The organism is Nonomuraea cypriaca (assembly GCF_015645445.1).
In the GTDB taxonomy this organism is placed as follows: domain Bacteria; phylum Actinomycetota; class Actinomycetes; order Streptosporangiales; family Streptosporangiaceae; genus Nonomuraea; species Nonomuraea cypriaca.
This window is the reverse complement of sequence record NZ_JADOGI010000121.1, coordinates 1-25,231: the sequence shown is the minus strand read 5'-3', so window position 1 is coordinate 25,231 and position 25,231 is coordinate 1. Positions and strand designations below refer to the sequence as shown.

Sequence of the window (25,231 nt, the reverse complement as noted above, 5' to 3'; positions counted from 1 at the left end):
GTCAGGTACGCCCATCCTTCCCGTCGCCGTCGTAGCCGAGCAGCCGCATGGCCGTGTCGGGGTCCATCGCGGCGGCCAGGAGCTGGGCACGGGCGTGGGCCTCGTCGCGTTCGCGTTCCGCCTTGGCCTGCGCCGTGCGTACACCCTTGATCGCGACCATCGCGAGCCCGGCGCCCACGATGACCGCGACCACCACGACGAACAGCAGGAGCAGCGAGGCCACCGACGTGGAGCCGGCCAGCGTATCCGTCACCGCCAGGGCGAGGATGACCGAGAGCGCCACGAGCCCGAGCAGGCTGGCGACGACCAGCCACACCCGGCCGGCGACCCGGCCCCACGGGGAGGGCGCCGGCGCCGCACTCACCACGACGGGCGCCTGCGGCGGCGCGGACGCCCGAGCGGGCGCCCACGGCACGAACTCGGGCCGCTCGGACACCTCCACGGGCGGGGCCGCCGGGGGCACGACGAGCGGCGGAGGCCCGGACGACGGCACAACCGACGCCGCAGGCCCGAACGCCGAGGGCCCGGCCGGCGGAGGCCCGGATGGCAGCGGCCCGGACGCCGGAGGCCCGGATGACAAGGGTGCGGATGGCAAGGGCGCGGATGCGGAGGTGATCGGCGCGACCCACGCGTTCGGCGGCGGGAACGCAGGACCCACCTGGACGGCCTTCACGCCGGGACCACCGCCGAACGCGGCCGTCGGAAGCCCGGCCGCCTCCACGTGACCCGGCAGGTCGCGATCGATGTGGCTGTGCTCCTTGTGGGCCCTGGCCGCGTCCCGGTGGTAGTCCTCCAGCTCCCGGTACAGCTCGTCGGAGGCGTAGATCGTGCCGTCGATGAGCGGCCCCGGCTCACGCCGGAGGATGGCCACCACGTCGTCGCCGTTGAGCGTCTTGTGCGTCTCCAGCGCGTGCGCCAGGCACAGCACGTCCCTGCGGTGCTCCATGAGGAGTTCCCCGGTCCGCTCCAGCAGCCGCACGAGGTTGAACTCGATCCGCTCCCCCAGCACGTCGGGGGTCAGGTCGGGCTGGTGCCTGCTCGGCTCCCTTTCCGTGATGCCGATCGGGACGCCGCCGCGCTTGCGTACGGCCTTGCCGCCCATGATCTCCAGCTCCTGGAGCGCGGGCAGCGAGGTGACGCCGGAGCCCATGCCCCAGTACGACTCCATCATCGCCGTCAGGTACGTGGCCGAGTAGAGGTCGCCGGAGACCCCGGAGGAGTTGTCCTCGCCGAAGAACATCCGTTCGCCGGCCAGCGAGGCCAGGGAGACCATGATGTCCGCCTCGTGCTCGGACTTCCACCGGGTGAACTGGTCCTCGGGCTTGATCGAGGCGACCATGCCCAGGTAGTCGGCGCCCTTCTCGATGGTGGCGACGTCGATCTCGAGGTGGAAGCGGGTCACGTACGCGACGACGGCGTGGCATGCCTCGTGCACGGCCACGGCGTGCCGCTCCCGCTCGATGTACTCGACGTCCTCGGGCGGTCCGAGCTGCTTGAGCCGCTTGGCCCGCAGCACGTCCGACCAGGTGATGATCTCGCGCCCGTCGCGGATGGCGGTGATCAGCGACTCGTTCACCAGGTCCTTGATCGTGGCGCCGGTGGCGTACGGGGTGATCGTGGCCAGCTTGTCGATCTGCTCCCCGCTGAGCCGGTGCCACACCTTGTCGAAGTAACCCTGGTACGTACGCACCCGCCCGGCCTTGGACGGGTAGCCGACCTTGTAGATGCGGTCGATGCGGCCAGGCCGCAGCAGCGCCTCGTCCAGCGCGTCCGGCCGGTTGGTGGCCATCATGACGAGGATGCGGTACTTCGGCGGTGGCTTGGGCCGCATCCCGAGCAGCCTGCGTACGAGCCCGTTGAAGAACCCGCGCGGCTTCTTCAGCCCGGACAGCTCGGTGAGCAGCGCCTGGAGCGTGCCCGGGTCGCCGCTGCCGTTCATGCCGCCGCCCATGAAGAAGCGGTTGCGCCGGCCCGGCTCCTCCTCGGGCCGGCGCCCGCCGCGGAAGGCGAGCACCTGGCGGGTGGGCTCGGACAGGTAGTTCATGCCGTGGCAGCCCGCGAGGCCCGACAGGCCGGAGAAGCCGCCGCCCTGCCCGGGGGGTCCCTGCTGGGCGAGCCGGCCGCGCCTGCCGAGCGAGTCGGCCTCGTCGAAGAAGACGATCACGCCGCCGTACCTGAGCGCCAGTTTGCGCAGCTTCCTGAACAGCGACTTGACCTTGAGTACGCCGATGCCCATGAACACGTTGGTGAACGCGCCGGGGGCCACGAACACGTACGGCTTGCCGGTCTCACCTGCGACGGCCTCGGCCATGAGGGTCTTGCCGGTACCCGGCGGCCCCCACAGCAGCAGGCCGCTGGGGACGTACCCGCCGCGCTTCTCGATCTCGTCGGGCCGCTCCAGGAGGACGATGTTCTCCTGGACGCGCTCGACCACGTGGTCCTGCCCCCACACATCGGCGAAGCGGGTCTTGATGTCGTCGGGGAGGTACGTCTCCACCCCGCCCCTGGACAGGAACCAGAACAGGCCGACGAAGGGGATGATGACCACGAAGAACAGGAAGACGATCTGGATGAGGAACGGCATCGCCTGCCAGACCAGCGCCGGGGCCCGCGGCAGCGCCGCGAACGGGCTGACGTCCAGCACCGCGCCCAGCACCAGCGCGATCAGCGTGACGAAGAAGGCGATCTTGAGCGCCCGCGAGAGGCGGTAGCGCGTCCAGTCGTCGAAGCGGCGGTGCGACCAGTGCTCGAACCCGCCGAAGACCTTCTGACTCCAGAACCGGTGGTAGGCCGACCAGTGCTCGCTGACGAGGAAGTGCAGCTGGCGAACGCACTCCGCGGCGACCAACCAGAAGATCCACTGGTACGACTCCGCGGTCACCCACGCCGCCTCGGGAAAGGTGATGATGCCCGCGAAGTCGGCCATCACCTTCCACGTGAGGATGAGATAGGCCACCACCAGGACGATGAGAAACCTGCTCCGATCCCAGAACCGCATCTTCTTCCTGGTCACGGATTCGGGATCGGAGGGCCCGCTGCCGGGGGCACGCAGCCCTTCATGGTGAATGGTCGTGGTCAAATGGTGCTCCCTCATCCGGGCAGCCGGAGCAGCTTGAAAGAACTCGCGATCTGGTCGAACTCGGAGGCGCGCCGCACGAAGCAGACCGACTGGCAGCCGATGAGCATGACGGAGACCGTGGCACCCTTCTCGTGCAGGATGGCCGTGTGGTCGAACGTCTGGACCTGGCCGCCGATCTGGTAGTTGAAGCGGACCCGGACCCCCCTGGCGCCGTCGTCCAGGGTCAGGATCTCGTCGTTGATGAGTTCGAAGTCGCTGAACATCGGCGTCTGACCGGTCGCCGCGGCCTGTTGCGTGTAGAGGTCGCGCACCTGCTTGGTCACCGGCAGGACGAAGTCGCGCAGCCGGTTCAGTGAGATCGTGTCCCGCTGCTCTTCGGTGAGCTGGTGCACGGTGGCGTAGACGAAGGGGTCCTGGGAGCGGAGCAGGTGCCCGGCCGAGGGTTCCGCCGCCTGGTCGAAGGCCGTCGACCAGACCCGCTGGGCGCGCAGCATCGCGGCCTGCGAGTTCGGTTGGTCGCCGGACAGGAACAGCTCGATGGGAGAGGTGTTGAGCTGTGTGAACGTGGAAGGCACCTTGAAGTAGGTGGTGCCGCTCTCGTCACGTACGTAGGTGAACTCCGGCTGCCCGGCACACGCGGACAGCGTCAGGACCGCGACCATGAGCGCGATCAAAGCCCGTGTCTTTTCCGCCACGGCTTACCTCCGCTTTACCGCCAACGGAGTTGTTGTGCCCGCTTTCAGGCAGAAGGAGCCCCAGGCGCGCTGAGAAATCTTGACCAAATCTTGGCCTTAGATTGGCTTTACTTGTTACAGATCCAAAATGAGCCGGTCCCAGAAAACTCGCTTCGTCCCCTGGTCACCACCGGTCCCGAAGGGGCCGGGGCCGGCGGCCCGCCCCGCCGGCCCTGGGTGTGCACCTACAACGTTCATGCAACCCCCATTGGTTCAACTGAGGAAGTAGCGAAAGATATGAGAATCCCTTCCGACATCGGGGAGCGCACAATGACTGAACCCGCACGGGGGAGCGTCGACTGGTTCGGCCTCATGGCCGAGCGTCAGTTCGCCGACCTCTGGTCGAGGACAGTGCTGTCGGTCAGGGAGCGGCGCCTGCTCCTCCTCGGGCTGCTCGTCGGCCTGGGCATGGAGGAAGAGACGGACGTCCAGCTCGACGTCGCCCTGCGCGCGGGCGAGCTGAGTGAGAGCGAGCTGCGGGAAGTGGTGGTCTTCCTCACCCACTACGCGGGCTGGGCGCGGGGAGCGAGGCTGCACGACCAGGTCGAGGACCTGATCGAGCGGGTAGAGCAGACGCGATCAGAGGTGGAGGACCCGCTGAGCTGAACGTCAGGCGGCCCTGGGCCGGGCGTCAGGCGGGCTCGATCCGGTAGACGGGGCCTTGGAGGCTGAGCGCGTACAGCTCGCCGTCATGGCCCTCGCCGAAGGAGGACAACTGCTCCACCCTGCCGGCCTCCTCGGAGTCGGCGGGCGCGTGGGCGGGCGCGGTCCTGATCCAGCCGGCGCAGAAGTCGCCGTACATGAACCGGCCCCGGAGCCACGGGATCTTCTCGCCCCGGTAGACGTAACCGGCGATCACCGAGCAGTTGCCGCCCTCTCCGAGCGGATAGACGATCACCGGGTCGACCAGCTCGCGGCCCGTGCCGCCGTCGTTGTAGGGTTCCTTGCCCTCGCGCAGGTTCCAGCCGTAGTTCTCACCGCCTTCGGACCCGGCGGGCTGGTGGTCGACCTCCTCCCACGCGTTCTGCCCGACGTCGCCGATCCACAGGTCGCCGGTGCCGCGATCGAACGTGAACCGCCAGGGGTTGCGCAGCCCGTACGCCCAGATCTCGCCCTTCGCGCCCCGCTCACCGGCGAACGGATTGTCCTCCGGCACGTCGTACGGCCGGCCGCGCGGGTCGATGCGCAGGATCTTGCCGAGCAGCGTGCCCAGGTTCTGGCCGTTGCCCTGGGGGTCGCCCCCGCTGCCGCCGTCGCCGAGCGCGATGTAGAGGTGGCCGTCGGGGCCGAAGGCGAGCTGGCCGCCGTTGTGGTTGTTGTACGGCTGATCCTGGGTGAGCACGTCGCGCCTGGCCGTCGCCCTGGTCCCGTCGAAGGCCCATTCGGTGGCGTGGGTGTCGCCCTCGGCGTCGGTCCAGTTGAGGTAGACCCAGCGGCCGGTGGGGTGGAAGGCGACGCCGAGCAGCCCCTGCTCGTTGCCGTGGCTCACCTCCCCGGACAGGTCGATCACGGTGACGCCGCCGGTGGTGCGCAGCCTGCCGGTCTGCTCGGCGACGTAGAGCCGATCGTCACCCTCGCGCACGGCCATCGCCACCGGCTGCTCCAGCCTGGCGATCTCACTGAACCGCAGCTCGCCCCGCCGGGGCGCCGCCGTCTCAGCGGGCTCGCTCCCGGTGTCGGTGGGCTGGGCCGGGGTGGTGGAGGCCGACGGGGTGAGGAACCCGGAGGACGGGAGCTCGGTGGTGGAGCAGGCGGTGAGGGCCACGAGAAGGAACGTCAGGACCGCGACGAGGCGCACGCCTTTCATCCTGCCACGGACGTTAAAGTTCAGACATGCCTACCGCATTGATCACTGGCGCGACCTCCGGCCTCGGCGCCGCCTTCGCCCGGCGCCTGGCCGCCGACGCCTTCTCGCTCGTCCTGGTGTCGCGGGACGCGCTCCGGCTCGCCCAGACCGCCGACCAGCTCAAGCTGAGGTACGGCGTGAGCGTCGAGGTGCTGCCCGCCGACCTCGGCACCGAGGAAGGGCTGTCCCGCGTCGAGTCCAGGCTCCACGACGGGGTCGACCTGCTGGTGAACAACGCCGGATTCGGCCACCGCCGCCATTTCCCCGACGTGCCGGTCGAGGACGAGGTGCGCATGCTCAAGGTGCACTGCGAGGCCGTGCTCAGGCTGACGCTGGCAGCGCTGCCCGGGATGCGGGAGCGCGACCGGGGCGCGATCGTCAACGTGGCGTCGGCGGCGGCGTTCTTCCCGCGCGGCACCTACAGCGCGTCCAAGGCGTGGGTGGTCAACTTCAGCGAGTCCGCGGCGACCGAGATCCGGAACCCGCGCATCAAGATCATGGCATTGTGTCCGGGGTTCGTGCGGACCGAGTTCCACCAGCGGGCCGCGATGGACAGCGGGAGCATTCCCGGGTTCCTCTGGCTCAAGGCCGACAACGTGGTCAGGGCGGCGATGCGCGACCTGGCCCTGGGCAGGCGCGTGTCGATTCCGGACGCGCGTTACAAGGCGATCGTGGCGGTCGGCAGGCTGGTGCCGCGCGGCCTGCAGGCCTACGTCTCCCAGCGGATCGGGCGCTGAGCCGCGTACCAGGGCCAGAAGGACGCGTACCAGCGCCAAAAAGAAAGGGCCCCCGCCGCGGGAGGGGGTCGCGGTGGGGGCCCGGGCGGCCGTGAGCGGACTCACGGCCGGGATCCGGAAGACTTCGGGTGGGGATCAGAGGTTGGACGGGTGGCCGATGGCCAGGCCGGACTCCGGGTCGAAGAAGTGCAGGTTGTGCGTGTCGAGGACCAGGTCGATGTTCTGGCCGGGACGCACGTGGCTGCGGGCGTTGACACGGGCGGTCCACAGGGACTTGTCGCCCACGAGCGGCAACGCGCTCTCGTCGTCGTCGCCCGTGTCGGCGGCGGCGACGGTGTCCTTGTGCTCGACGGGCGGGGCGTCGATGAGGAACAGCACGTTGATCTCGGAACCCAGCTCCTCGGTGACCTCCGCCTTGACCGGCAGGGTGGCCCAGCCGTTGGCGTTGGCGCCGGCCGAGCCCGCGTCCTCGAAGTCGGACGGGCGGATGCCGAGGATGATCTTCTTGCCGATGTACTTGTCGAGGCCCGGCTTGTCGCTGAAGGTCGAGTCGGGGATCGGCAGCTTGATGTCGGCGAAGCTGACGGCGGCGCCACCGTCGCGGACCAGCTCGGCGGTGGCGAAGTTCATCGCGGGCGAGCCCATGAACCCGGCCACGAACAGGTTGAGCGGCTTGTCGAACAGGTTCTGCGGGGTGTCGACCTGCTGCAGGATGCCGTCGCGCAGCACGCAGACGCGGTCGCCCAGGGTCATGGCCTCGACCTGGTCGTGGGTGACGTACACGGTGGTGACGCCGAGGCGCTCGTGCAGCGTGTTGAGCGAGGCCCGCATGGACACGCGGAGCTTGGCGTCCAGGTTGGACAGCGGCTCGTCCATGAGGAAGGCCTGCGGCTCTCGGACGATGGCGCGGCCCATGGCGACACGCTGGCGCTGACCACCGGACAGGGCGGCCGGCTTGCGCTTGAGGTACGTCTCCAGGCCGAGCATCTTGGCGGCCTCGCCGACGCGCTTCTGGATCTCCGGCTTCGGCATCTTGCGAAGCTTGAGGCCGAACGCGAGGTTCTCCTCCACCGTCATGTGGGGGTAGAGCGCGTAGTTCTGGAAGACCATCGCGATGTCGCGGTCCTTGGGCGGCAGATGGTTGACGACCTTCTCGCCGATCGAGATCTCGCCGCCGCTGATGTCCTCCAGACCCGCGATCATCCGGAGCGCGGTCGACTTACCGCAACCGGACGGACCAACCAGGACCATGAACTCGCCATCCTTGATCTCAAGGTTGAGCCCGTTCACCGCCTTTACGCCACCGGCGTAGATCTTGTCGACGTTCGTCAGAACGATGGATGCCATGACATTCCTTCGCGCTCCAGGGCTAAGGCCCGGACGTTGTTACCGTGTCACCACTCACGTGGATACGTTTTCAAGCATCTCACCCGAAACGGACATCGGTGTCAAGGGTTCCCGCGTGACCAGCCCTTGTCGGCCCGGCGGACTTCCCGTCCGGCGGAAAGCATGATGGAATCGTTTCCATGGAGAGGCGGGCGACGATCAAGGATGTGGCGGAGGCGGCCGGCGTGGGCGTCGCGACCGTCTCCCGGGTGCTGTCGGGCGGCTCGGCCAGCCCGCGCACGCGCGAGCGCGTCCTCGCCGTCGCCGCCCAGCTCGACTACCGCCCCAGCGCTCTGGGCCGCAACCTGCGCCAGCGCCGCACGGGCGGCATGGGCCTGCTCGTCCCCGACCTGACCGACACGTTCTACGGACAGCTCGCGGAGGGTGTGCTCGCCTGTGCCCGCTCGGCCGGCGAGCCGGTGGTGCTGGGCTCGACCGGCGGCGACCCGGAGCAGGAGGCCGAGCTGATCGGCATGCTCCTGGAACAGAGCGTAGACCGGTTGATAGCGGTCCCGTCGGGAGACGCGGAAACCTGGACGCCGGCTTTCCGCGCGGGCATGACGGTGGTCTTCGCCGACCACCTGCCGGCCCAGGCGCTCCCCGAGGACGACCCGGCCGCGTCCGCCGCCAACGACCTCATGCTCCTGGACGGCCTCTCCCCCGCCGCCGCCCCGCCGTCCCGTTCGCTGGACGTCCCGGCCGTGGTGGCGGACGACCGGGGCGGCATCCGTACGGCGGTGCGCTACCTGAGGGGCCTCGGCCACAAACGCATCGCGTTCCTGGGCGGCCCCGGCCAGGAACGGCGGGTGGCCGCCTTCCGTGCGGCTGTGGGCCCGCCGGTGGACGAGGAGCTGGTCGTGTTCGGCACGGGCAGCCGCGACTCCGCCTACGCCGCCGCCTCCGGCCTCTTCCAGAGCCGCCCCGACCTGACCGCCGTGGTGGCGGGGGGCAACGTGCTCGGGGAGGCGGCCGTACTGGCCGCCAGGGAGCTGGACCTGAGGGTGCCGAGGGACGTGTCGCTGGTGATGTACGACGACGTGCCCTGGGCCGAGCTGTGCGCCCCGCCCCTGACGGTGATCGCCCAGCCGGGCCGCGACATGGGCTACCGCGCGGCCGAGCTGGTGCTGCGCGCGGGCACCCGGAGGCCCCGCAGCGTCGTCCTGCCGACGGAGCTCATCGTCAGAGGCAGCTGCGGCCCCCGCCGCTGAGCGTCGTTCAGCTCTCGACGACCAGTTCAGGGGCGCCCGCGCCCGTGTAGCGGCGGGGAAGGATCATGACCGGGTTGTCGTCCAGGATGACGTCCGGCGGGCCGAAGCGCGCGGCGACCTCGCGGATCTCCGGCTCGTCGAGGATCAGCAGCCGGCCGCGGTCGATGAAGAGCTCGCCGTCCACGTGCACCGTGGGCCGGTCGAACTGGCAGTCGCAGTGCGCGAAGCCGGGCCCCGTCGTCACGGGCACGCCGCCGGTCAGGCCGTCGATGCCGCAGTAGAACGAGCCGGCGTGCTTCTCCCGCTCGAACTGCGTCCCGCCGGCCACCCGCACCTTCGGGTTCAGCCCGAACAGGCCGTGCCGCATGTAGTAGCCCTCCGGCGCGTAACGGCGCAACTGCTCGGCGGCCGTGCCGCCGTCGATCTCGCGGACGAGGTTGCCTTCGAACGTCAGGCGCAGGGTGTCCTCGGGCACGCCCGTCACGGTGCAGTCCTCGACGACGAGCACGCCCTCGGTGCCGGTGGGCCAGAAGTTGGCGCCCCCGTACGGGAAGGGCCGCCAGTCGCCTGGCCGCATCGCGCCCGGGTCCGGGTCGAAGGCCAGGCCAGAGAAGGTCAGGTCGGTCCCCTGGGCGGAGGTGACCCGGATCGTCCGGGCGGCCGACAACTGCCGCAGCGTCCGGCTCAGCAGCGCGTAGAACACCTCGGCGGGCAGCCGCCCCCCGGTGAGCAGCGCCCCGGCCGTGGCCGTCATGTGCAGGGACAGGAAGCGGGACGAACGCGCCTTGATCTGGTCGAAGAACAGCGGCGCCGTGTGCACCTCGCCCCACCAGGTGCCGCTGATCACGACGTCCGCCTCCCTGAACGCGGCCGTCTCGATGTCCAGCCACGCCCCCTTGTCCCATCCGCCGGGACTGAACGGCGGCACGGACAGGATCCGGACGTCGGCGTCACGAAACGCCATCGCCGCCGCGATCGCCTGGACGACCACGGGATCCACGGTGTGCTCCATGAGCAGCAGCACCCGCTCGCCGGCCTCCAACCGCACGTACTCGCACAGGTTGCGGACGCCGGGCATCAACTCGACGATGGAGTACGGCGCGGCGGCCGGCGCGGCGACGTAGCTGAAAGGCGATCCTGCGTACGGATTGATCGTCATCGCACGCTCCCCTGCGGGCGTCGGGCCGATGTCCTGGCTGATGGCGGCACATCAACCGCGATACCCACCCAGATGATCGCTTACCGTAATCGCCCGACTACGTTCGGAATGACCCCACGCTGACCCCGATGGCGGTTACAGGAGCTTCTCGATGGCGGAGGTGAGCGCGGGGTCGTCCGGGGTGGTGCGCGGGCGGAAGCGGGCCACGACCTCGCCGTCGCGGTCCACGAGGAACTTCTCGAAGTTCCACTGGACGTCGCCCGTCTCGCCGTCCGCGTCCGCGACGGGCGTCAGCTCGGTGTAGAGCGGGTGCCGGTCCGGGCCGTTGACGTCGGTCTTCGCCAGGAGCGGGAAGTCCACCCCGTATGTGGTCGCGCAGAACTCCTGGATCTCCTCGGCGGTGCCGGGCTCCTGGCCGGCGAACTGGTTGCAGGGCACGCCGATCACGGTGAAGCCACGCGGGCCGTACTGGCGCTGCAGGTCGACCAGGCCGCCGTACTGCGGGGTGAGGCCGCATCGGGAGGCCACGTTCACGATGAGGGCGGCCTTGCCCGCCGCCAGTTCGCCCAGGGTTGTGGGGGTCTCCGCGAGGGTGCGGAGCGGGATGTCGCTGAGGCTCATGGACCGACCTTACAGAACGGCCCCCGCCCGCCGACCGGCGGTTCCGGATCCTGGCGCCATTCGGAGGACGCCGGCGTGCCTCCGGAGAAATGTGACGGGGTTCTCATTTTCGGGGCAAAGGGCCTGAAAATCCACATATTCGGGTCTTTACCAATGATCTACTCTTTCATGGTCAATTCGCGGCAAAGGGTGCTAATCGGGCAGGGTGGCGCGGTCCTTGAAACCCCTCGAAAGGGAAATCCGCATGCCCATGCTCCGCCGTACCGGCGTACTCGTCCTGGCCGCCACTCTCGTGGCGGTGGGCGGCGCCTCGGCCGCACAGGCGCAGAGCTCCCAGGCCAGTAGCAGGAACAAGTCGATCGCCAGGCCCATGGTGGCCGAGCGCGGCTGGACCACGGCCCAGTTCAGGTGCCTGGAGAGGCTCTGGGCCAGGGAGAGCGGCTGGAACCATCGCGCCGGCAACCGGTACTCAGGCGCGTACGGGATCCCCCAGGCGCTCCCGGCGCACAAGATGGCCTCATCGGGACGCGACTGGCGGACCAACCCCCGCACGCAGATCAAGTGGGGTCTCACGTACATCAAGCAGCGGTACGGCCAGCCGTGTCGCGCCTGGGCGCACTTCCAATCCCACCATTGGTACTGAGCCAAACCCCAGGCTTACCCGCTTTTTCCGGCAAGGGCCCGCCATATGCGCGACGGGCCGGGCAATCCCGGTCCAGCGAGCGGGCCCTTTATCCGCAACGATCACACAAACACCTGCCCTTCGCGTGTCGTGATGTATGACCCTCGGTGACCGCGCGTAATAGGAATCGTGCTAGAGGACACGTCGCGGCGCTCTCCGGGCCGCCCAGCACGATCGGGTGGTCACCGAATCCCGGAGGGCCGCGCGGACCCTCCACGTCCGAGCCACGGACGTGGACCGGCAGGGCGCCGGATGAGAGGCGCCCGTCCGCACGCGACCCGACAGCGAGGATCGACTTGGACAGCAAACGCGTGCTGAGCGGCACCTTCATCTCTGTCATGGCGTTCACGGGAATGAGCACCACGACCGCCTGGGCCGAGGGCCCTCCCGTGGTGAAGACCAGGAACTGGACGACGTCGGCGCATCCGAAGATGGCGGTCGCGAGGCCGTCCAGCAAGAACAAGAAGATCGCCCTGGGCCATGTCGTCCAGCGGTCCTGGAACTACCGGCAGTTCCGCTGCCTCGACAATCTGTGGACCAGGGAGAGCGGCTGGAACCACCGGGCCGTCAACCGCTCCTCCGGCGCGTACGGCATCCCGCAGGCACTGCCCGCAGGCAAGATGAGCGGCGCGGGGCGTGACTGGAAGCACAACCCGGAAACGCAGATCCGGTGGGGCCTGGCTTACATCAAGGGGAGGTACGGCCGGCCTTGCGGCGCCTGGGGACACTGGAGATCGCACAACTGGTACTGACCGGCTCCGGAGGGCATCCGCGGCTCACCGGGTGCCCTCCAGACGCCCCACATGCACCGTCATGGCCTGGATCACAGCTCCGTACGCCGTACGAGACCCCGCGCTACAGCCGGGGGAGGCGGAGGATCAGGCGCGCTCCCGGGCCCTCCCCGATGTGGAGGGTGCCGCCGTGGGCCCGGGCGATGTCGCGGGCGATCGGCAGGCCGAGCCCGCTGCCCCCGGCGTCCCTGGAGCGCGTCCGATCCAGCCGGGTGAACCGCTCGAACACCCGCTCCCGCATCTCCGGCGGAATCCCGGGCCCGTCGTCCACGACCTCGGACACCGCCTGATCCCCCTCTCCCCATACGGACACAAGCACGGCGGAGTCCCCGTACCGGTCGGCGTTGGACAGCAGGTTCGTCAGCAGCCGGGCCAGCTGCAGCCGGCTCCCCTCGACGACGACGCCGGGCTCGGTCTTCGTGGTCACCGGCAGCCGGCCGGACCGGCGGGCGACCTCCTCCTCGACGAGCCCGCCCAGGTCGATCCGCTCCCGCTCCACCACCGCCCGCGCGTCCAGCCGGGCCATGAGGAGCAGGTCCTGCACGATGTCGGACAACCGCCGCGCCTCCTCCAGCGCCGCCCGCCAGTCCGCCGGGTCCAGGTCATCGGCCCCCGCCTCCAGGCGCACCATCAGCGCCGTGATGGGGGTGCGCAGCTCGTGGGAGGCGTCCGAGACGAACCGCCGGTGCCGCTCGACGGCCATCTCCAGCCGGCTCAGCGTGTCGTTGACGGTGGCGGCCAGCTCGGCGACCTCGTCCTCGGTGTCCGGCACCTCGATCCGCCGGCTCAGGTCCGCGGCGCCGAAGTGTTCGAGCCCCGACCGGATGCGTTCCACGGGGGCCAGCACCCGCCCGACGCCGTACCAGGCGCCCCAGCCCATCAGGGTGAGCAGCAGCCCCGACGACGCGAGCAGCAGCGCCGGCAGGAACGGCGAGTTCAGCAGGAACGGCTCCCGCACGGCCGCGTACGCGACGACCGGCCCGTACACGGTGACGCGGTTGCTCGTGCCCACCACGAGCAGGCAGCCGTCGGACCTGCACACCTCGTCGCTCACCCGCGAGTCGCCGCCTGTCGGCACCTTACTGGTGAGCGGCGGCTGCCCCCCGAGCGCCCGCGTGGAGGCCACGACCCGGCCGCGCGTGTCGACGACCTGCATGACCTGGACACCCCGCAGCGGCGGGATCGGCCCGCGGAACCGGTAGTAGTCGATGACGGTGGCGAGATGGCGGCTGGCGCTGTCGGCCTGGTCGGTGAGCGCGTTCCTGGCCCACACCGGGTACGCCAGCGAGATCGCCACCACTCCCACGAGCAGGATGACGCCGAACACCACCACCGTCGCGATCGTCATCCGAGCCCTGATGGAGCGCCCGCCACCCATGCCACCACTCTGTCACGGAGCGTACAAACCGCAGGTCAACTGCTGCGGCGCCGGCCGCGGAGGCGCCGGCTCGGATTCGCCGGTCTCCGTGACGACGTCCGGCGTGGTCAGGGGCGCCGACGTGCAGGATCGCTCACATTTGCGCACGTCAGGTACAAGAAACCGACCCTGGGGGCGACAGAAAATGGCTTGATCCGGCGTATTAACCTAGACGGGATGCCTCCCGATACGCACATACCTCGCCGTCCCCTGCTCTCCTCCAACTCCCTGTGGCGGATGAAGTCCTACCTCCGCCCGTACGCCGGCCGATTGATCCTCATCTGGCTGGCCGCGATCGTCGGCATCGGTGCCGGCATCTCGCTCCCCCTCATCAGCGAACAGGTCGTCGACGGTCCCGTGCTCCACGGCGACCAAGGCGCGCTGCTCCCGCTCGGGTTGTTAGCCCTCGGGGTGGGCGCCGTCGAAGCGTTCCTGATCTTCCTGCGGCGGTGGGCGCAGATCAAGCCCGTGCTCGGGCTCGAGACCACCCTGCGCGACGACCTCTACGAGCACCTGCAGCGCCTGCCCATGGGCTTCCACGGAGAGTGGCAGTCCGGCCAGTTGCTGTCCCGGGCCACGACCGACCTGTCCACGATCCGCCGCTTCCTCGGTTTCGGCATGCTCTTCCTGGTCATGAACGTCATCCAGCTGATCACGGTGACCGTGCTGCTGCTGAACAAGTACTGGCCGCTGGGGCTCCTGGTGGCGGCCTCGGCCGTGCCGATCGTGCTGATGTCGCTGCGGTTCGAGAAGCGCTATATCAGGATCTCCCGCCAGGTCCAGGACGAGCAGGGCGACCTCGCCACGCTCGTCGAGGAGTCGGCCATCGGGATCCGTACGATCAAGGCGTTCGGCCGCCGCCACCACGTCTACGACACCTACGACGACGCCGCGCTCAAGGTCTACGGCACGTCGATGGACAAGGTGCGCCTGTCGGCCAAGTTCTTCGCCTTCCTCGGGGTGATCCCCAACATCACGCTCGCCCTGGTGCTGCTGCTCGGCGCGCTGGCCGTCGGCTCCGGCGCGCTGACGCTCGGCGGGCTGGTGGCGTTCACGACGCTGATGCTCCAGCTCGTGTGGCCCATCGCGAGCCTCGGCCACATCCTGGCCATGGCCCAGGAGGCGATGACCTCCGCCGACCGCGTCATGGAGGTCATGGACACCGTCCCTGCCATCGAAGGCGGCGCGGACTCCATCGAGCGCCCGCGCGGCCACCTGCGCTTCGAGGGCGTCGGGTTCCGCTTCCCCGACTCCGACGAGCAGGTGCTGCACGACGTCTGGCTGGAGGTGAGCCCCGGCGAGACGGTCGCCGTCGTGGGCGCGACCGGCTCGGGCAAGACCACGCTGACCGCGCTGGTGCCCCGGCTGATCGACCCGACCGCGGGCCGGGTCACGATCGACGGCCACGACGTACGCGACCTCACGCTGCCGGCGCTGCGCTCGGTGGTGGCCACGGCGTTCGAGGAGCCGACGCTGTTCTCGATGAGCGTGCGCGAGAACCTCACCCTCGGCCGGCTCGACGCCACCGAGGAGGAGGTGGCCGCCGCGATCCAGACCGCGCAGGCCATGTTCGTGTACGACCTGCCGTGGGGTCTCGACACGCGCATCGGCGAGCAGGGTCTGTCGTTGTCCGGCGGGCAGCGCCAGCGGCTCGCCCTGGCCAGGGCGGTGCTGAGCAAGCCGCAGATCCTGGTGCTCGACGACACGCTGTCCGCGCTCGACGTCGAGACCGAGGCGCTGGTGGAGGAGGCGCTGCGGCACGTGCTGCGCGAGGCCACCGGCATCGTGGTCGCGCACCGGGCCTCCACCGTGCTGCTGGCCGACAAGGTGGCGCTGCTGAAGAACGGCACGATCACGCACGTCGGCCGCCACACCGAGCTGCTGCGGAACGTGCCCGAATACCGGGAGCTGCTGGCCCAGGACGCCGACCTCGATCCCTCGGAAGGGGCACTGCGATGACGACCGCGACGACCTGGCGCGGCGTCGCCTCCGAGGAACAGGACGAGCTATCGGAAAAGGTGTCGGTCCTGCTCCGGGTGCGGTCCCGGAGGTTGCTCGGCGACCTGCTGAGACCGTACCGGAAGTCGATCGCGCTGCTGACGGCGATCATCGTCCTGTCGAGCGCGGCCGGGCTCGCGATCCCCTACCTGGTGAAGGTCGGGATCGACGCGGGCATCCCGCCGATGACACGTGGCGAGGGTCCTGCCACGCTGCTGACCGTGGTCGGCGTGATCCTGGCCGCGGCGCTCACGCAGGCGCTCACCCGGCAGGCTTTCCTGCGGCTGTCGGGGAAGATCGGCCAGAGCGTCCTGCTGGAGCTGCGCAGGAGGGTGTTCGACCACTTCCAGCGGCTGTCGCTGAGCTTCCACGAGAAGTACACCTCCGGCCGGGTCATCTCCCGGCTCACCTCCGACATCGAGGCCATCGCCGAGCTGCTCCAGTCGGGGTTCGACGGGCTGGTGACGGCGGTGCTGACGATGTTCGGCACGGCGGCGCTGCTGCTGGTGCTGGACGTGCACCTCGGCCTGGTGGCGCTGGTCCCGCTGCCGTTGCTGCTGTTGTTCACCCGGTGGTTCAGGCGCCAGTCGGCGATCGTCTACCGGCGCACCCGGGAGACGGTGGCGCTGGTGATCGTCCACTTCGTGGAGTCGATGACCGGCATCCGCGCGGTGCAGGCCTTCCGCAGGGAGCCGCGCAACCAGGAGATCTTCGGGCAGCTCAACGACGACTACCGGGGCGCGAACGCGGGCGGCATGCGGCTCATCGCGGTGTTCATGCCCGGGATCAAGCTGATCGGCAACGTGACCGTGGCCGTCGTGCTGCTCTATGGCGGCTGGCTGGCCTTCCACGACGAGGTCACGGTCGGGGTGCTGGCCGCGTTCCTGCTGTATCTGCGGCAGTTCTACGAGCCGATGCAGGAGATCAGCCAGTTCTACAACACGCTGCAGTCGGCGGGCGCGGCGCTGGAGAAGCTGTCCGGCGTGCTGGAGGAGGAGCCTTCGGTGCCGGAGCCGCGCAAGCCGGCCGCGCTGCCGCAGGGCCGGGCGCGCGGCAAGGTGCGCTTCGACGGCGTCAGGTTCGCCTACGTCGAGGAGATGCCGATCCTGCCGAATCTCGACCTGACGATCCCGGCCGGGCAGAGCGTGGCGCTCGTCGGGTCGACGGGCGCGGGCAAGACCACGCTGGCCAAGCTGATCTCGCGCTTCTACGACCCCACCGAGGGCCGGGTGCTGCTCGACGGCGTCGACCTGCGCATGCTGGACGAGCCGGCGCTGCGTCAGGCCGTGGTCATGGTGACGCAGGAGAACTTCCTGTTCACCGGCACGGTCGCGGACAACATCAGGTTCGGCAGGCCCGACGCCACCGACCGGCAGGTGCGCGAGGCGGCCAAGGCGATCGGCGCGCACGAGTTCATCGCGGCGCTGCCCGAGGGCTACGACACCGAGGTCGGCAAGCGCGGCGGCCGCATGTCCGCCGGGCAGCGCCAGCTCGTCGCGTTCGCCAGGGCGTTCCTCGCCGATCCCGCGGTGCTCATCCTCGACGAGGCCACCTCCAGCCTCGACGTGCCGAGTGAGCGCCTGGTGCAGCGGGCGTTGCGGACCATCCTCGCCGACCGGACGGCGCTGATCATCGCGCACCGGTTGTCGACCGTGGAGATCGCCGACCGGGTCCTGGTCATGGACCGGGGCGAGATCGTCGAGGACGGGCCGCCCGACCGGCTCATCGCCGCCTCCGGCCGCTTCGCCGGACTGCACCAGGCCTGGCTGGACAGCCTCAGCTAGGGACCGGTGTGCGCGTGGGCCACGAAGCTCGCGTAGAACTCCCAGCCCACGAACACGGCCAGCGGCACTCCGAACGCGATCAGCAGCCGGCCGGACAGGTGCCTCCGCTTGACGGGCGCCCTGTCCGGCCTGCTGTTCGGCCTGATATACGGCTCGGTGTACGGCTCGTCCTCCGGCTCCGCCGCGGACAGCAGCTCGGGATGGCGAGCCAGGTAGCCGGACGGGAACGAGGTCACGTAGTAGGCGCCGCAGCCCGGGCAACACGCGCCTGCCCAAGGCGGCGGCACCGGCACTCCCGAACTGAGCCAGACCTTCGTCTCGTTGCCGTAGGCGTCGGCGAGGTGGCGGACGACGAAGTCCTCCTCCCAGACGTGCAGGCAACGCAGGCATTCGTACGGCCAGGTCTCACGGGTGTCGAAACCAGCTGGCACGAGCACCACCCCCGGATGCGGATCATCGTTCGACCCGAGTGTCCGTCCGGCTTCAGGCCCTCGCAAGACGTGCTTCCGACACTTCACGTTATGAAAGGCTTACCCTGAGTCAGGTTAGTTGTCAGTAATACGGCTTCCGCACCGGGCTCAACAGCGGGGTCGGGTCGGGCTCCTCCGGCTCAGGCGGCCTCCGCAACTCCGGATGACGCGCCAGGTAGCCCTCAGGGAACATCGTCGCCTGCTGGGACCCGCAGCGCGGGCAGATGGCACCCGGGGACGGCGGCGGCACCGGCACCCCGGCCCGCAGCCAGATCACCCCTTCGTTGCCATGCCGGTCTTCAATGTGCCTGACCTGGTAATCCTCTTCCCAGACGTGCCAGCAGCCGCGGCACTCGAAAGGCACGCTCCTGATCTCTTCCTCTACCAATGAGGTCACCCCCTCACCTTCGAGTCTCCGTCCGCGTCTCGCGTGCTCGCAACCCGGCTCACCCGACCGCGAGCACGAACGCGAAGGCGCCCGCCACCACGCTGAGCGTGCCGAGCCAGGCGAAGAGCGCGTCGAGGCCCGCGTTCACCGGCGTTCCCGCGTGCAGGGCCGCCTGTACGCGGCGGAAGCGGACCTTCGTCCTGATGAGCAGCACGCCGCCGCAGAGCGCGGCCAGCGCGAACGCGACGGCGGCGACCACCGGCAGGCCCTGCCTGATGGACAGGCCGGTCGCGCCGAGCCCGCCGGTGGACAGCGCCACGGCCGTACGCACCCAGGCGAGTCTCGTACGCTCGCTCTGCAGGCCCCGGTCCCAGATCTCGTCGGTCACGTCGCGCTCGCGTCTCATGCCGACAGGATGATGAGGACGAGGGCGAGCACGGCCACGACCGCGACGCCGTAGCCGAAGACGGAGGCGAGCGCGGGCGGCGGGAGCGGCTCCTGACGGCGCAACGCCCGCTGGATGTTGCGCCAGCGCGGGTAGGCCATGCCCGCCGCCAGCGCGGAGAGCGTGACGAGGATCACCGCGAGTCCGGTGCGGATCCACGGCACGAACACGTCCGCCGGCACGGCCGCCATGGCCACCCCACCCGCGCAGAGCGCCAGCGCCGTGCTCAGCCAGGTGAGGAAGGTACGTTCGTTGGCCAAGGTGAAACGCGGGTCGGGTTCCATGGAGAAAACGCTAATTCGTACCTATTTCCCCTAGAGAAGCCGGGATTCTTGCTTCACCCGGCTCAGGTGCACGCCTGGGTCACCTTCTCCAGGTAGGCGGCGCTGTCGGTGCTGACCTTCTGGGCGGCGTCGACGGCGTCGTTGACGCTCGTCACGTTGATGCCGCTCAGGGTGGAGGCCAGGTTGTCGGAGGCCTCCTTCAGCGTGGTGTTGGCCGCCTGGTCGGCCACGCCGTTGAGCTTGCCGGCGGCGTCGTCGATGGCCTTGTCCATGGCCTGCGGATCGTTGGCGAACTGGGCGATGTTCGTGCCCAGCTCGGACACGATCTTGGGTGCCTCCAGGCACGCCTGGGCTTTGTCGATGGTGCTGTTGACTTCGCCGCACCCCGCGGCGAAAACGCACACGGCGAAGACGGCCAGGGGCACGAATCGGCTCTTGTGGAGTCGCATGCCCCGACCCTACCCAAGCGTTCCGGCCCCGGAGCGTGACCGAGTCCTTCCAATCCGCCGCCGGATCGCCACGATCCCCTGACCTGCGACCATCCAAAAACAGATATCGAACACTTCCCGATATCGCTATTAGACATCTGCTGATCGCATCTGCTTTGCTCCTGTCCTCTGACGGACGAAGAGCAAGGATTTCGGCATGCGACACCCGCGTATCCTCGCCCCCGCGACGACGGCGGCGGCGACCGGACTGACCGCCGCCCTGCTGGCGGGCGCCACTCTCGGCACGGCTCCGGCCTCGGCCGCGACCACGCCTACGACTGAGGCATCGGCGACCGCGGCACCGGCGTCGGGCGAGGCGGCCGCGCGGAAGGCGTTGCGCGCACTGGAGGCGTCGTACAAGGGGCGGATCGGCGCGTACGCCATCGACACGGCCACCGGGAAGACGATCACGTACCGGGGCGGTGAGCGTTTCCCGCTGCTGTCGACGTCCAAGGCGCCCATCTGCGCCGCCGCGTTGCACCGGGCCCGCACCTCCGAGCCGGGCCTGATGGACAAGGTCGTCAAGTGGACCGCCGCCGACGTGAAGCCCAACTCGCCGACCACCGAGGACCACGTCGCGGACGGCCTGACCGTCGCCCAGCTGTGCGAGGCGGCCATCACGCTGAGCGACAACACCGCGGCCAACATGGTGCTCAGGCAGATCGGCGGGCCGGCCGGCCTGACGAAGTACTTCCGCACGCTGAAGGACCCGATCTCCCGCCTGGACCGCTGGGAGACCGAGCTGAACGACTGGACGGTCAAGGAGAAGCGCGACACCACCACGCCCGCCGCCATCGCGCGGGACCTGCGCGCTCTCACGACCGGGAACGCCCTGACCGCCAAGGACCGGGGACGGCTCAACGCCTGGCTGATCGCCAACGAGACCGGCGACGCCCGCATCCGCGCCGGCCTGCCCAAGACCTGGACGATCGGCGACAAGACCGGCACCAACGCCGAGGCCGGGCTGGCCAACGACATCGCCGTCGCCTGGCCCGCGAAGGGCGCCGCGCCCGTCATCCTGTCGATCTACACCAACCGCAAGGCAACCTCCGTCGACGACGAGGTCATCGCGGAGACCGCCGAGATTTTGGCCCGCGGCCTCGGCAAGCTCTGATGTCACGTCGGGGGACGAAGATGGCGGGGCTCGCGGCCGTGGGGATGGCGGCGGGCGTGCTCGTGGCCGGGATCGCGTTCCCGGCCGTGGGGGGCGCGGGGTACGGGTTCGTGGCGGCGGCGAACGAGGTCGACCTCAAGCCCGCCGACCTCGCCGAGCCGCCGCCGGCCGAGGTCACGATCGTGCGGGACGCCAGGGGCGGCGAGATCGCGCGGTTCTACGAGGAATACCGCCAGGTCGTGGACTTCGACGAGATCGCGGAGGTCATGAAGAGCGCGATCGTGGCGATCGAGGACTTCCGCTTCTACGAGCACGGCGCGATCGACGTCGAGGGCACCCTGCGGGCGTTCGCCAGGAACCTCCAGGCGGGCAAGGTGAGCCAGGGCGGGTCGAGCATCACCCAGCAGTACGTCAAGCAGGTGCTGCTCAACTCCGCCGGCACCGACCAGGAGCGGGACGCGGCGCTGGAGGCCAGCTACGCGCGCAAGCTCAAGGAGCTGCGGTACGCGATGGGGCTCGAGGAGAAGTACACCAAAGACCAGATTCTCGCGAAATATCTGAACATCGCGTATTTCGGCGCCGGAGCCTACGGGGTCGAGGCGGCGGCCAGGCGCTTCTTCGGGGTACGCGCCGCCGACCTGACGCTGCCGCAGGCGGCGACGCTGGCGGGGGCCGTACAGGACCCGAACGCCACCGACCCCAACCTCGGCGCCGAGCACCGCGAGCGGCTGCGCGAGCGACGCGACGTCGTGCTGAACCGGATGGCCGAGCTGGGCGAGATCACGACGGCCGAGGCGGCGGAGGCCAAGGCCAGCAAACTCGGATACAAGGGAACGAAGCTCCCTGGAGGCTGCGAGTCCAGCAAATATCCGTATTTCTGCCTATACGTCCGCCAGGAGATCCTCCGCAACCCCGCCTTCGGCCGCACCTCGAAGGCCCGCCTGGACATGCTCAACCGCGGCGGCCTGACGATCAGCACCACGATCGACCCGGCCATGCAGACCGCCGCGGACCAGGCGATCAAGGCGTACGTCCACGCCTCCGACGACCCGGTGGCGGCCGAGGCCCTGGTCCAGCCGGGCACCGGCGCGATCAAGGCCATGGCCGCCAGCCGGCCGTACGGCGGGAGCGCCGCCAGGGACGAGATCGCGTACAACGTGGTCGCGGACGCCGCGCACGGGGGCGCGACCGGATTCCAGGCCGGCTCCACGTTCAAGACGTTCACCCTGCTCACCGCGTTGAGCGAGGGCATGGAGGTGGACGACGGCCTGGAGGCGGGAGCCGGTTACCGGGCGCCCGGGTACGCGACGTTCAAGAACTGCGCGGGCCAGAACGTCGGCGACCCCAGCCACACCGTCACCAACGACGAGGGCTCCCCCGGCTGGAAGACGCTGCGGACCGGCACGTGGGACTCGGTGAACACGTTCTTCATGGAACTGGAGCAGCGGGCGGGGCTGTGCGACACCGTGACGACGGCCAAGTCACTGGGCATCCACCGATCTGACGGGAAGCGACTGCAGGAGTACGAGACTTTCGTGCTCGGCGTCAACGAGATGGACCCGGTGACGGTGGCCACCGCGTACGCCGCGATCGGGGCGCGCGGCAGGTACTGCGCGCCGATGGCGATCACCCGCATCACCGACCGCGACGGGAGGACCACCCGCTACCGGCCGGAGTGCGGGAAGGCGCTCGACCCCGAGGTCGCGGACGCGGCGGCGGAGGTGCTGTCCGGGGTGTTCACCAAGGGCACGATGAGCGGCGTCGGCGGCATCGGGCGGGACGCGGCCGGCAAGACGGGCACGACCGACGACTACGCGGCCGCCTGGTTCGCCGGCTTCACCCCTGATCTGGCGGCGGCGGTGAGCCTCGGTGACCCGCGCGGCGCCCAGCAGCACAAACTGAGGGGCGTGGCGATCGGCGGACGGTACTACGGGGCGGTACAGGGGGCCACCATCCCCGGCCCCATCTGGAAGAACACGATGACAACCGCCCTGGAACGTGTACCGCCCACCCCGTTCCCACCCATGAACCCGGCCCGCTTCGCCGGCTGCACCACCCACTGCCACCAATCACCCCCCAGCAACACCGCCAAAGACCCCACCCCAGACGACGCCAGGACCGACACCACAGGCGACACCACGGACGACGCGCCGACCATCGAAGCGAACGACGACCCGGAACCCGGCCCGGACACCGGCCCGGACAGCGCCGAATAGTAATCGGCGGGTGGGCGCCTGCCGGGTGGACGACTCTCGGCTCGCCCACCCGACCCCCGATAGCCCAGGCCGACACCGTGATGGCCTGCCACAGGCCTGCCCTGCCGTCCGGCCACCATGCCTGCCGCCCACGCGCCTGCCTGCCGTCCGGCCGGCGTCCTGCGCCGGTGTGCTGGTGCGCGGGGCCTAGGATTTCCTATATGGCGACTTGCGAGCATCTTTCCCAGGCCGGCGACCCTTCGGCGAACACGCCGGAGGGTTGTGAGGAGTGCCTGGCGTCCGGCGGCACGTGGGTTCACCTGCGCCGCTGCCTGGAGTGCGGCCACATCGGGTGCTGCGACTCCTCGCCGATGAAACACGCCACCGCGCACTTCCACGGGACGGGTCACCCGGTGGTCCAGTCCTTCGAGCGCGGCGAGGACTGGCGGTGGTGCTTCGTGGACAGCCGAATGGGCTAGTCGCGTTGAACGGCCGAATGGGCTGGTCGCCTTGGACGGCCGGAAGGGCTAGTCGCGTTGAACGGCCGAATGGGCTGGTCGCGTTGGACGGCCGGAAGGGCTAGTCGCGTTGAACGGCCGAATGGGCTGGTCGCGTTGGACAGCCGGAAGGGCTAGTCGCGTTCGAGAATGGCCTCCTCGAAGTCGAGTTCGGCCATCACCTCGCGCAGGACCTCGTCGTCGAGGCGGCGCTCGTCGCGCAGGCGGACGAACACCTCACGCTCGGCCTGGAGCATGTCGCGGCGCAGCCGGCGGTAGAGCGCGCTCGGGGTCTCCGCGCCGCCCGGACCGGTGCCGCCGCCCAGGCGTTCCCACGCGGTCAGCGAGCGGCGCCAGGACTTCTCCCTGAGCTGTTCGATGACCTGCCGCTGGATCTCGTCGGGCTCGCCCTCCTGCTCGCCGGTCAGGCGCTCCAGCTCCGCCAGGCCCGCCTCCAACGCGGCCTGCTGGGCCGCCGCCTCGGCCAGGCGGTCTTCGTACTGCTCCTGTGCGCTCGACACACCCAGCCGCCTGATCAGTGCGGGGAACGTGGTGCCCTGGATGAGCAGGGTGCCGATCACGGTGGTGAACGTCAGGAAGAGCAGCATCGCGCGGTCGCGCGGCAGGATCCCCGGCGGGAGCGCGAACGCCGCCGCCAGGGACACCACGCCGCGCATGCCCGCCCAGCCCAGGATCACCGACTGCTGTCGCGTCGGGGCCAGCCGGGCGCCCCTGCTCAGCACCGTCATCAGCGAGGTCACGGCGAACACCCACACGAACCTGCTGAGGATCGTCACCGCCAGCACCGCGACGGCGTAGCCGGCCACCTGCCACGCGCCGAAGCCGGAGATGCCTTCGATCACGGTCACGAGCTGCAGCCCGATCAGCGCGAACACGATCGCCTCGAGGAAGAAGTCGGTGACCTTCCACACCGCGCCGGACACCAGCCGCGTGCCGTACCCGCGCAGGTGCATGCGGTTGCCCAGGTAGAGGCCGACGATCACCACCGCGATCACGCCGGAGGCGTGCACGGACTCGGCCGCCAGGAAGGCGGCGAACGGGATCAGCAGCATCAGCGTGTTCTCGACCAGCGAGTCGCGCGTGCGCTCGAACAGCCACGCGAACGCGAACGCCAGCGCCAGTCCGATCGCCACGCCGCCGACCGCGGCGAACAAGAACTGCCCGGTGCTGTCGAGCAGGTCCACGGTGCCACCCGTGAACGCCCCGAGCGCCACACGGTACGCCGTCAGCGCCGTAGCGTCGTTGAACAGGCTCTCGCCGATCAGGATCGTCAGCGACCTGCGCGGCAGCCCCAGCCGGCGGCCGACCGCGACGGCGGCCACGGCGTCCGGCGGCGCGATGATGGCGCCTAGCGCGAACGCCAGTGCCAGCGGCAGACCGGGCAGCAGCAGGTGGACGACCAGCCCGACAACCGCCGTGGTGAACAGCACGAGCCCGATCGACAGCAGCGCCACCGGCCGCTTGACGTCACGCAGGCGCAGATAGGAGCTGTCGAGTGCCGCCGAGTAGAGCAACGGCGGCAAAAACACGAACAACACCAGCTCAGGCTCCAACGGCACCGCCGGAACCACCGGCGACACCACCAGCCCAGCCACCACCAGCAGCAACGGAGCCGGCCACCCCACTCGCCTGGCCACCGCCGCCACCCCGACCGCCCCCGCAGCCACGACCAGCAACTGCAGCCCCAAGGTCGGACTCACCAACACCCCTTCAACTCAAGCACCCACAAAACAACAAAACTTGCAACCCTACCTCCAGCCGCCCCCGAAACACCACCCCAGCCACCTCTTAGGGAGCACACCCCTGGAACAACAATCCGTCTTCGGAAGCAGTCATCCCTGGAACAACAATCCCAATCACCGCTTTTGAAAGCAGTCACCCATTGGG

General features: G+C 69.7%; 23 protein-coding genes. 10 read left to right on the top strand and 13 right to left on the bottom strand.

Annotated features, from left to right (window positions below; all coding sequences use genetic code 11):
* Position 1 precedes the first annotated feature (1 nt).
* Together ITP53_RS59555 and ITP53_RS32865 are read right to left on the bottom strand one after the other, a co-directional pair.
* On the bottom strand, positions 2 to 3,079 hold the full coding sequence (locus ITP53_RS59555) for an AAA family ATPase (protein ID WP_207756706.1): 3,078 nt from the start codon (positions 3,077 to 3,079) through the stop codon (positions 2 to 4).
* An 11-nt stretch (positions 3,080 to 3,090) separates the two neighbouring features.
* Positions 3,091 to 3,774, bottom strand: coding sequence for a hypothetical protein (locus ITP53_RS32865; protein WP_195899344.1), 684 nt, complete (start codon positions 3,772 to 3,774; stop codon positions 3,091 to 3,093).
* Between the two features lie 309 nt (positions 3,775 to 4,083).
* Between ITP53_RS32865 and ITP53_RS32860 the strand changes: the two genes are divergently transcribed.
* Entirely contained in the window at positions 4,084 to 4,419 is a 336-nt protein-coding gene (locus tag ITP53_RS32860; RefSeq protein ID WP_236051423.1) for a carboxymuconolactone decarboxylase family protein, read from the top strand.
* Positions 4,420 to 4,444: 25 nt separating this feature from the next.
* On the opposite strand, the gene ITP53_RS32855 is transcribed toward ITP53_RS32860, so the two are convergent.
* Entirely contained in the window at positions 4,445 to 5,611 is a 1,167-nt protein-coding gene (locus tag ITP53_RS32855) for a PQQ-dependent sugar dehydrogenase (RefSeq protein WP_328816513.1), read from the bottom strand.
* 35 nt (positions 5,612 to 5,646) lie between these two features.
* On the opposite strand from ITP53_RS32855, the gene ITP53_RS32850 reads away from it, so the two are divergent.
* Positions 5,647 to 6,396 (top strand): SDR family NAD(P)-dependent oxidoreductase, encoded by a 750-nt coding sequence (locus tag ITP53_RS32850; protein ID WP_195899341.1) that lies wholly within the window; start codon positions 5,647 to 5,649, stop codon positions 6,394 to 6,396.
* A gap of 135 nt (positions 6,397 to 6,531) precedes the next feature.
* Here ITP53_RS32850 and ITP53_RS32845 read toward each other — a convergent pair whose 3' ends face one another.
* Positions 6,532 to 7,743: an ABC transporter ATP-binding protein gene (locus ITP53_RS32845; protein ID WP_195899340.1), complete on the bottom strand. Its 1,212-nt coding sequence runs from the start codon at positions 7,741 to 7,743 to the stop codon at positions 6,532 to 6,534.
* Positions 7,744 to 7,922: 179 nt separating this feature from the next.
* Between ITP53_RS32845 and ITP53_RS32840 the strand changes: the two genes are divergently transcribed.
* Positions 7,923 to 8,990: a LacI family DNA-binding transcriptional regulator gene (locus ITP53_RS32840; protein ID WP_195899339.1), complete on the top strand. Its 1,068-nt coding sequence runs from the start codon at positions 7,923 to 7,925 to the stop codon at positions 8,988 to 8,990.
* 7 nt (positions 8,991 to 8,997) lie between these two features.
* On the opposite strand, the gene ITP53_RS32835 is transcribed toward ITP53_RS32840, so the two are convergent.
* Together ITP53_RS32835 and ITP53_RS32830 are read right to left on the bottom strand one after the other, a co-directional pair.
* The gene (locus tag ITP53_RS32835; protein ID WP_195899338.1) at positions 8,998 to 10,149 is read right to left on the bottom strand and encodes a M29 family metallopeptidase; all 1,152 of its coding nucleotides are present in this window, start codon (positions 10,147 to 10,149) and stop codon (positions 8,998 to 9,000) included.
* A gap of 135 nt (positions 10,150 to 10,284) precedes the next feature.
* On the bottom strand, positions 10,285 to 10,770 hold the full coding sequence (locus ITP53_RS32830) for a glutathione peroxidase (RefSeq protein WP_195899337.1): 486 nt from the start codon (positions 10,768 to 10,770) through the stop codon (positions 10,285 to 10,287).
* A 244-nt stretch (positions 10,771 to 11,014) separates the two neighbouring features.
* Between ITP53_RS32830 and ITP53_RS32825 the strand changes: the two genes are divergently transcribed.
* Together ITP53_RS32825 and ITP53_RS32820 are read left to right on the top strand one after the other, a co-directional pair.
* Positions 11,015 to 11,413, top strand: a complete 399-nt coding sequence (locus tag ITP53_RS32825; protein WP_236051422.1) for an aggregation-promoting factor C-terminal-like domain-containing protein — start codon at positions 11,015 to 11,017, stop codon at positions 11,411 to 11,413.
* 335 nt (positions 11,414 to 11,748) lie between these two features.
* The gene (locus ITP53_RS32820) at positions 11,749 to 12,204 is read left to right on the top strand and encodes an aggregation-promoting factor C-terminal-like domain-containing protein (protein ID WP_236051421.1); all 456 of its coding nucleotides are present in this window, start codon (positions 11,749 to 11,751) and stop codon (positions 12,202 to 12,204) included.
* Positions 12,205 to 12,307: 103 nt separating this feature from the next.
* Here ITP53_RS32820 and ITP53_RS32815 read toward each other — a convergent pair whose 3' ends face one another.
* A complete protein-coding gene (locus ITP53_RS32815; protein ID WP_195899336.1) occupies positions 12,308 to 13,591 on the bottom strand; it encodes a sensor histidine kinase in 1,284 nt (427 codons plus the stop codon).
* A 246-nt stretch (positions 13,592 to 13,837) separates the two neighbouring features.
* On the opposite strand from ITP53_RS32815, the gene ITP53_RS32810 reads away from it, so the two are divergent.
* Complete coding sequence (locus ITP53_RS32810; RefSeq protein ID WP_236051420.1) at positions 13,838 to 15,619, top strand: ABC transporter ATP-binding protein; 1,782 nt, start codon at positions 13,838 to 13,840, stop codon at positions 15,617 to 15,619.
* A complete protein-coding gene (locus ITP53_RS32805) occupies positions 15,616 to 17,442 on the top strand; it encodes an ABC transporter ATP-binding protein (protein WP_195899335.1) in 1,827 nt (608 codons plus the stop codon). The genes ITP53_RS32810 and ITP53_RS32805 overlap by 4 nt, the downstream gene beginning before the upstream one ends.
* Here the strand turns inward: ITP53_RS32805 and ITP53_RS32800 are convergent.
* The 5 genes from ITP53_RS32800 to ITP53_RS32780 all read right to left on the bottom strand — a co-directional run bounded on the left by ITP53_RS32800 (position 17,439) and on the right by ITP53_RS32780 (position 19,478).
* Positions 17,439 to 17,873: a hypothetical protein gene (locus ITP53_RS32800; RefSeq protein WP_195899334.1), complete on the bottom strand. Its 435-nt coding sequence runs from the start codon at positions 17,871 to 17,873 to the stop codon at positions 17,439 to 17,441. The two genes, ITP53_RS32805 and ITP53_RS32800, sit on opposite strands and share 4 nt — an antisense overlap.
* A 121-nt stretch (positions 17,874 to 17,994) precedes the next feature.
* Entirely contained in the window at positions 17,995 to 18,309 is a 315-nt protein-coding gene (locus tag ITP53_RS32795) for a hypothetical protein (RefSeq protein ID WP_195899333.1), read from the bottom strand.
* Between the two features lie 49 nt (positions 18,310 to 18,358).
* Positions 18,359 to 18,706 carry a DUF202 domain-containing protein gene (locus tag ITP53_RS32790; protein ID WP_195899332.1) on the bottom strand — a complete coding sequence of 116 codons (348 nt, stop codon included), beginning with the start codon at positions 18,704 to 18,706 and terminating at the stop codon, positions 18,359 to 18,361.
* Positions 18,703 to 19,029 (bottom strand): YidH family protein, encoded by a 327-nt coding sequence (locus ITP53_RS32785; protein WP_195899331.1) that lies wholly within the window; start codon positions 19,027 to 19,029, stop codon positions 18,703 to 18,705. Before ITP53_RS32785 ends, ITP53_RS32790 begins: the two co-directional genes overlap by 4 nt.
* Before the next feature lie 62 nt (positions 19,030 to 19,091).
* Positions 19,092 to 19,478 (bottom strand): hypothetical protein, encoded by a 387-nt coding sequence (locus ITP53_RS32780; protein ID WP_195899330.1) that lies wholly within the window; start codon positions 19,476 to 19,478, stop codon positions 19,092 to 19,094.
* A 196-nt stretch (positions 19,479 to 19,674) separates the two neighbouring features.
* Between ITP53_RS32780 and bla the strand changes: the two genes are divergently transcribed.
* The 3 genes from bla (at position 19,675) to ITP53_RS32765 (ending at position 23,305) form a co-directional block, all read left to right on the top strand.
* Positions 19,675 to 20,631: a class A beta-lactamase gene (bla, locus tag ITP53_RS32775; RefSeq protein WP_195899329.1), complete on the top strand. Its 957-nt coding sequence runs from the start codon at positions 19,675 to 19,677 to the stop codon at positions 20,629 to 20,631.
* A gap of 20 nt (positions 20,632 to 20,651) precedes the next feature.
* The gene (locus ITP53_RS32770; protein ID WP_236051419.1) at positions 20,652 to 22,847 is read left to right on the top strand and encodes a transglycosylase domain-containing protein; all 2,196 of its coding nucleotides are present in this window, start codon (positions 20,652 to 20,654) and stop codon (positions 22,845 to 22,847) included.
* A gap of 200 nt (positions 22,848 to 23,047) precedes the next feature.
* Positions 23,048 to 23,305: a UBP-type zinc finger domain-containing protein gene (locus ITP53_RS32765; RefSeq protein ID WP_195899327.1), complete on the top strand. Its 258-nt coding sequence runs from the start codon at positions 23,048 to 23,050 to the stop codon at positions 23,303 to 23,305.
* 152 nt (positions 23,306 to 23,457) lie between these two features.
* Here ITP53_RS32765 and ITP53_RS32760 read toward each other — a convergent pair whose 3' ends face one another.
* Positions 23,458 to 25,044, bottom strand: a complete 1,587-nt coding sequence (locus ITP53_RS32760; protein WP_195899326.1) for a Na+/H+ antiporter — start codon at positions 25,042 to 25,044, stop codon at positions 23,458 to 23,460.
* Positions 25,045 to 25,231 lie beyond the last annotated feature (187 nt).

Coding starts and splice junctions, on each gene's coding strand:
- ITP53_RS32860 (WP_236051423.1), top strand. CDS start 4,084: ATGACTGAACCCGCACGGGGGAGCGTCGACTGGTTCGGCCTCATGGCC.
- ITP53_RS32850 (WP_195899341.1), top strand. CDS start 5,647: ATGCCTACCGCATTGATCACTGGCGCGACCTCCGGCCTCGGCGCCGCC.
- ITP53_RS32845 (WP_195899340.1), bottom strand. CDS start 7,743: ATGGCATCCATCGTTCTGACGAACGTCGACAAGATCTACGCCGGTGGC.
- ITP53_RS32840 (WP_195899339.1), top strand. CDS start 7,923: ATGGAGAGGCGGGCGACGATCAAGGATGTGGCGGAGGCGGCCGGCGTG.
- ITP53_RS32835 (WP_195899338.1), bottom strand. CDS start 10,149: ATGACGATCAATCCGTACGCAGGATCGCCTTTCAGCTACGTCGCCGCG.
- ITP53_RS32830 (WP_195899337.1), bottom strand. CDS start 10,770: ATGAGCCTCAGCGACATCCCGCTCCGCACCCTCGCGGAGACCCCCACA.
- ITP53_RS32825 (WP_236051422.1), top strand. CDS start 11,015: ATGCCCATGCTCCGCCGTACCGGCGTACTCGTCCTGGCCGCCACTCTC.
- ITP53_RS32815 (WP_195899336.1), bottom strand. CDS start 13,591: ATGACGATCGCGACGGTGGTGGTGTTCGGCGTCATCCTGCTCGTGGGA.
- ITP53_RS32810 (WP_236051420.1), top strand. CDS start 13,838: ATGCCTCCCGATACGCACATACCTCGCCGTCCCCTGCTCTCCTCCAAC.
- ITP53_RS32805 (WP_195899335.1), top strand. CDS start 15,616: ATGACGACCGCGACGACCTGGCGCGGCGTCGCCTCCGAGGAACAGGAC.
- ITP53_RS32790 (WP_195899332.1), bottom strand. CDS start 18,706: ATGAGACGCGAGCGCGACGTGACCGACGAGATCTGGGACCGGGGCCTG.
- ITP53_RS32785 (WP_195899331.1), bottom strand. CDS start 19,029: ATGGAACCCGACCCGCGTTTCACCTTGGCCAACGAACGTACCTTCCTC.
- ITP53_RS32780 (WP_195899330.1), bottom strand. CDS start 19,478: ATGCGACTCCACAAGAGCCGATTCGTGCCCCTGGCCGTCTTCGCCGTG.
- bla (WP_195899329.1), top strand. CDS start 19,675: ATGCGACACCCGCGTATCCTCGCCCCCGCGACGACGGCGGCGGCGACC.
- ITP53_RS32770 (WP_236051419.1), top strand. CDS start 20,652: ATGGCGGGGCTCGCGGCCGTGGGGATGGCGGCGGGCGTGCTCGTGGCC.
- ITP53_RS32765 (WP_195899327.1), top strand. CDS start 23,048: ATGGCGACTTGCGAGCATCTTTCCCAGGCCGGCGACCCTTCGGCGAAC.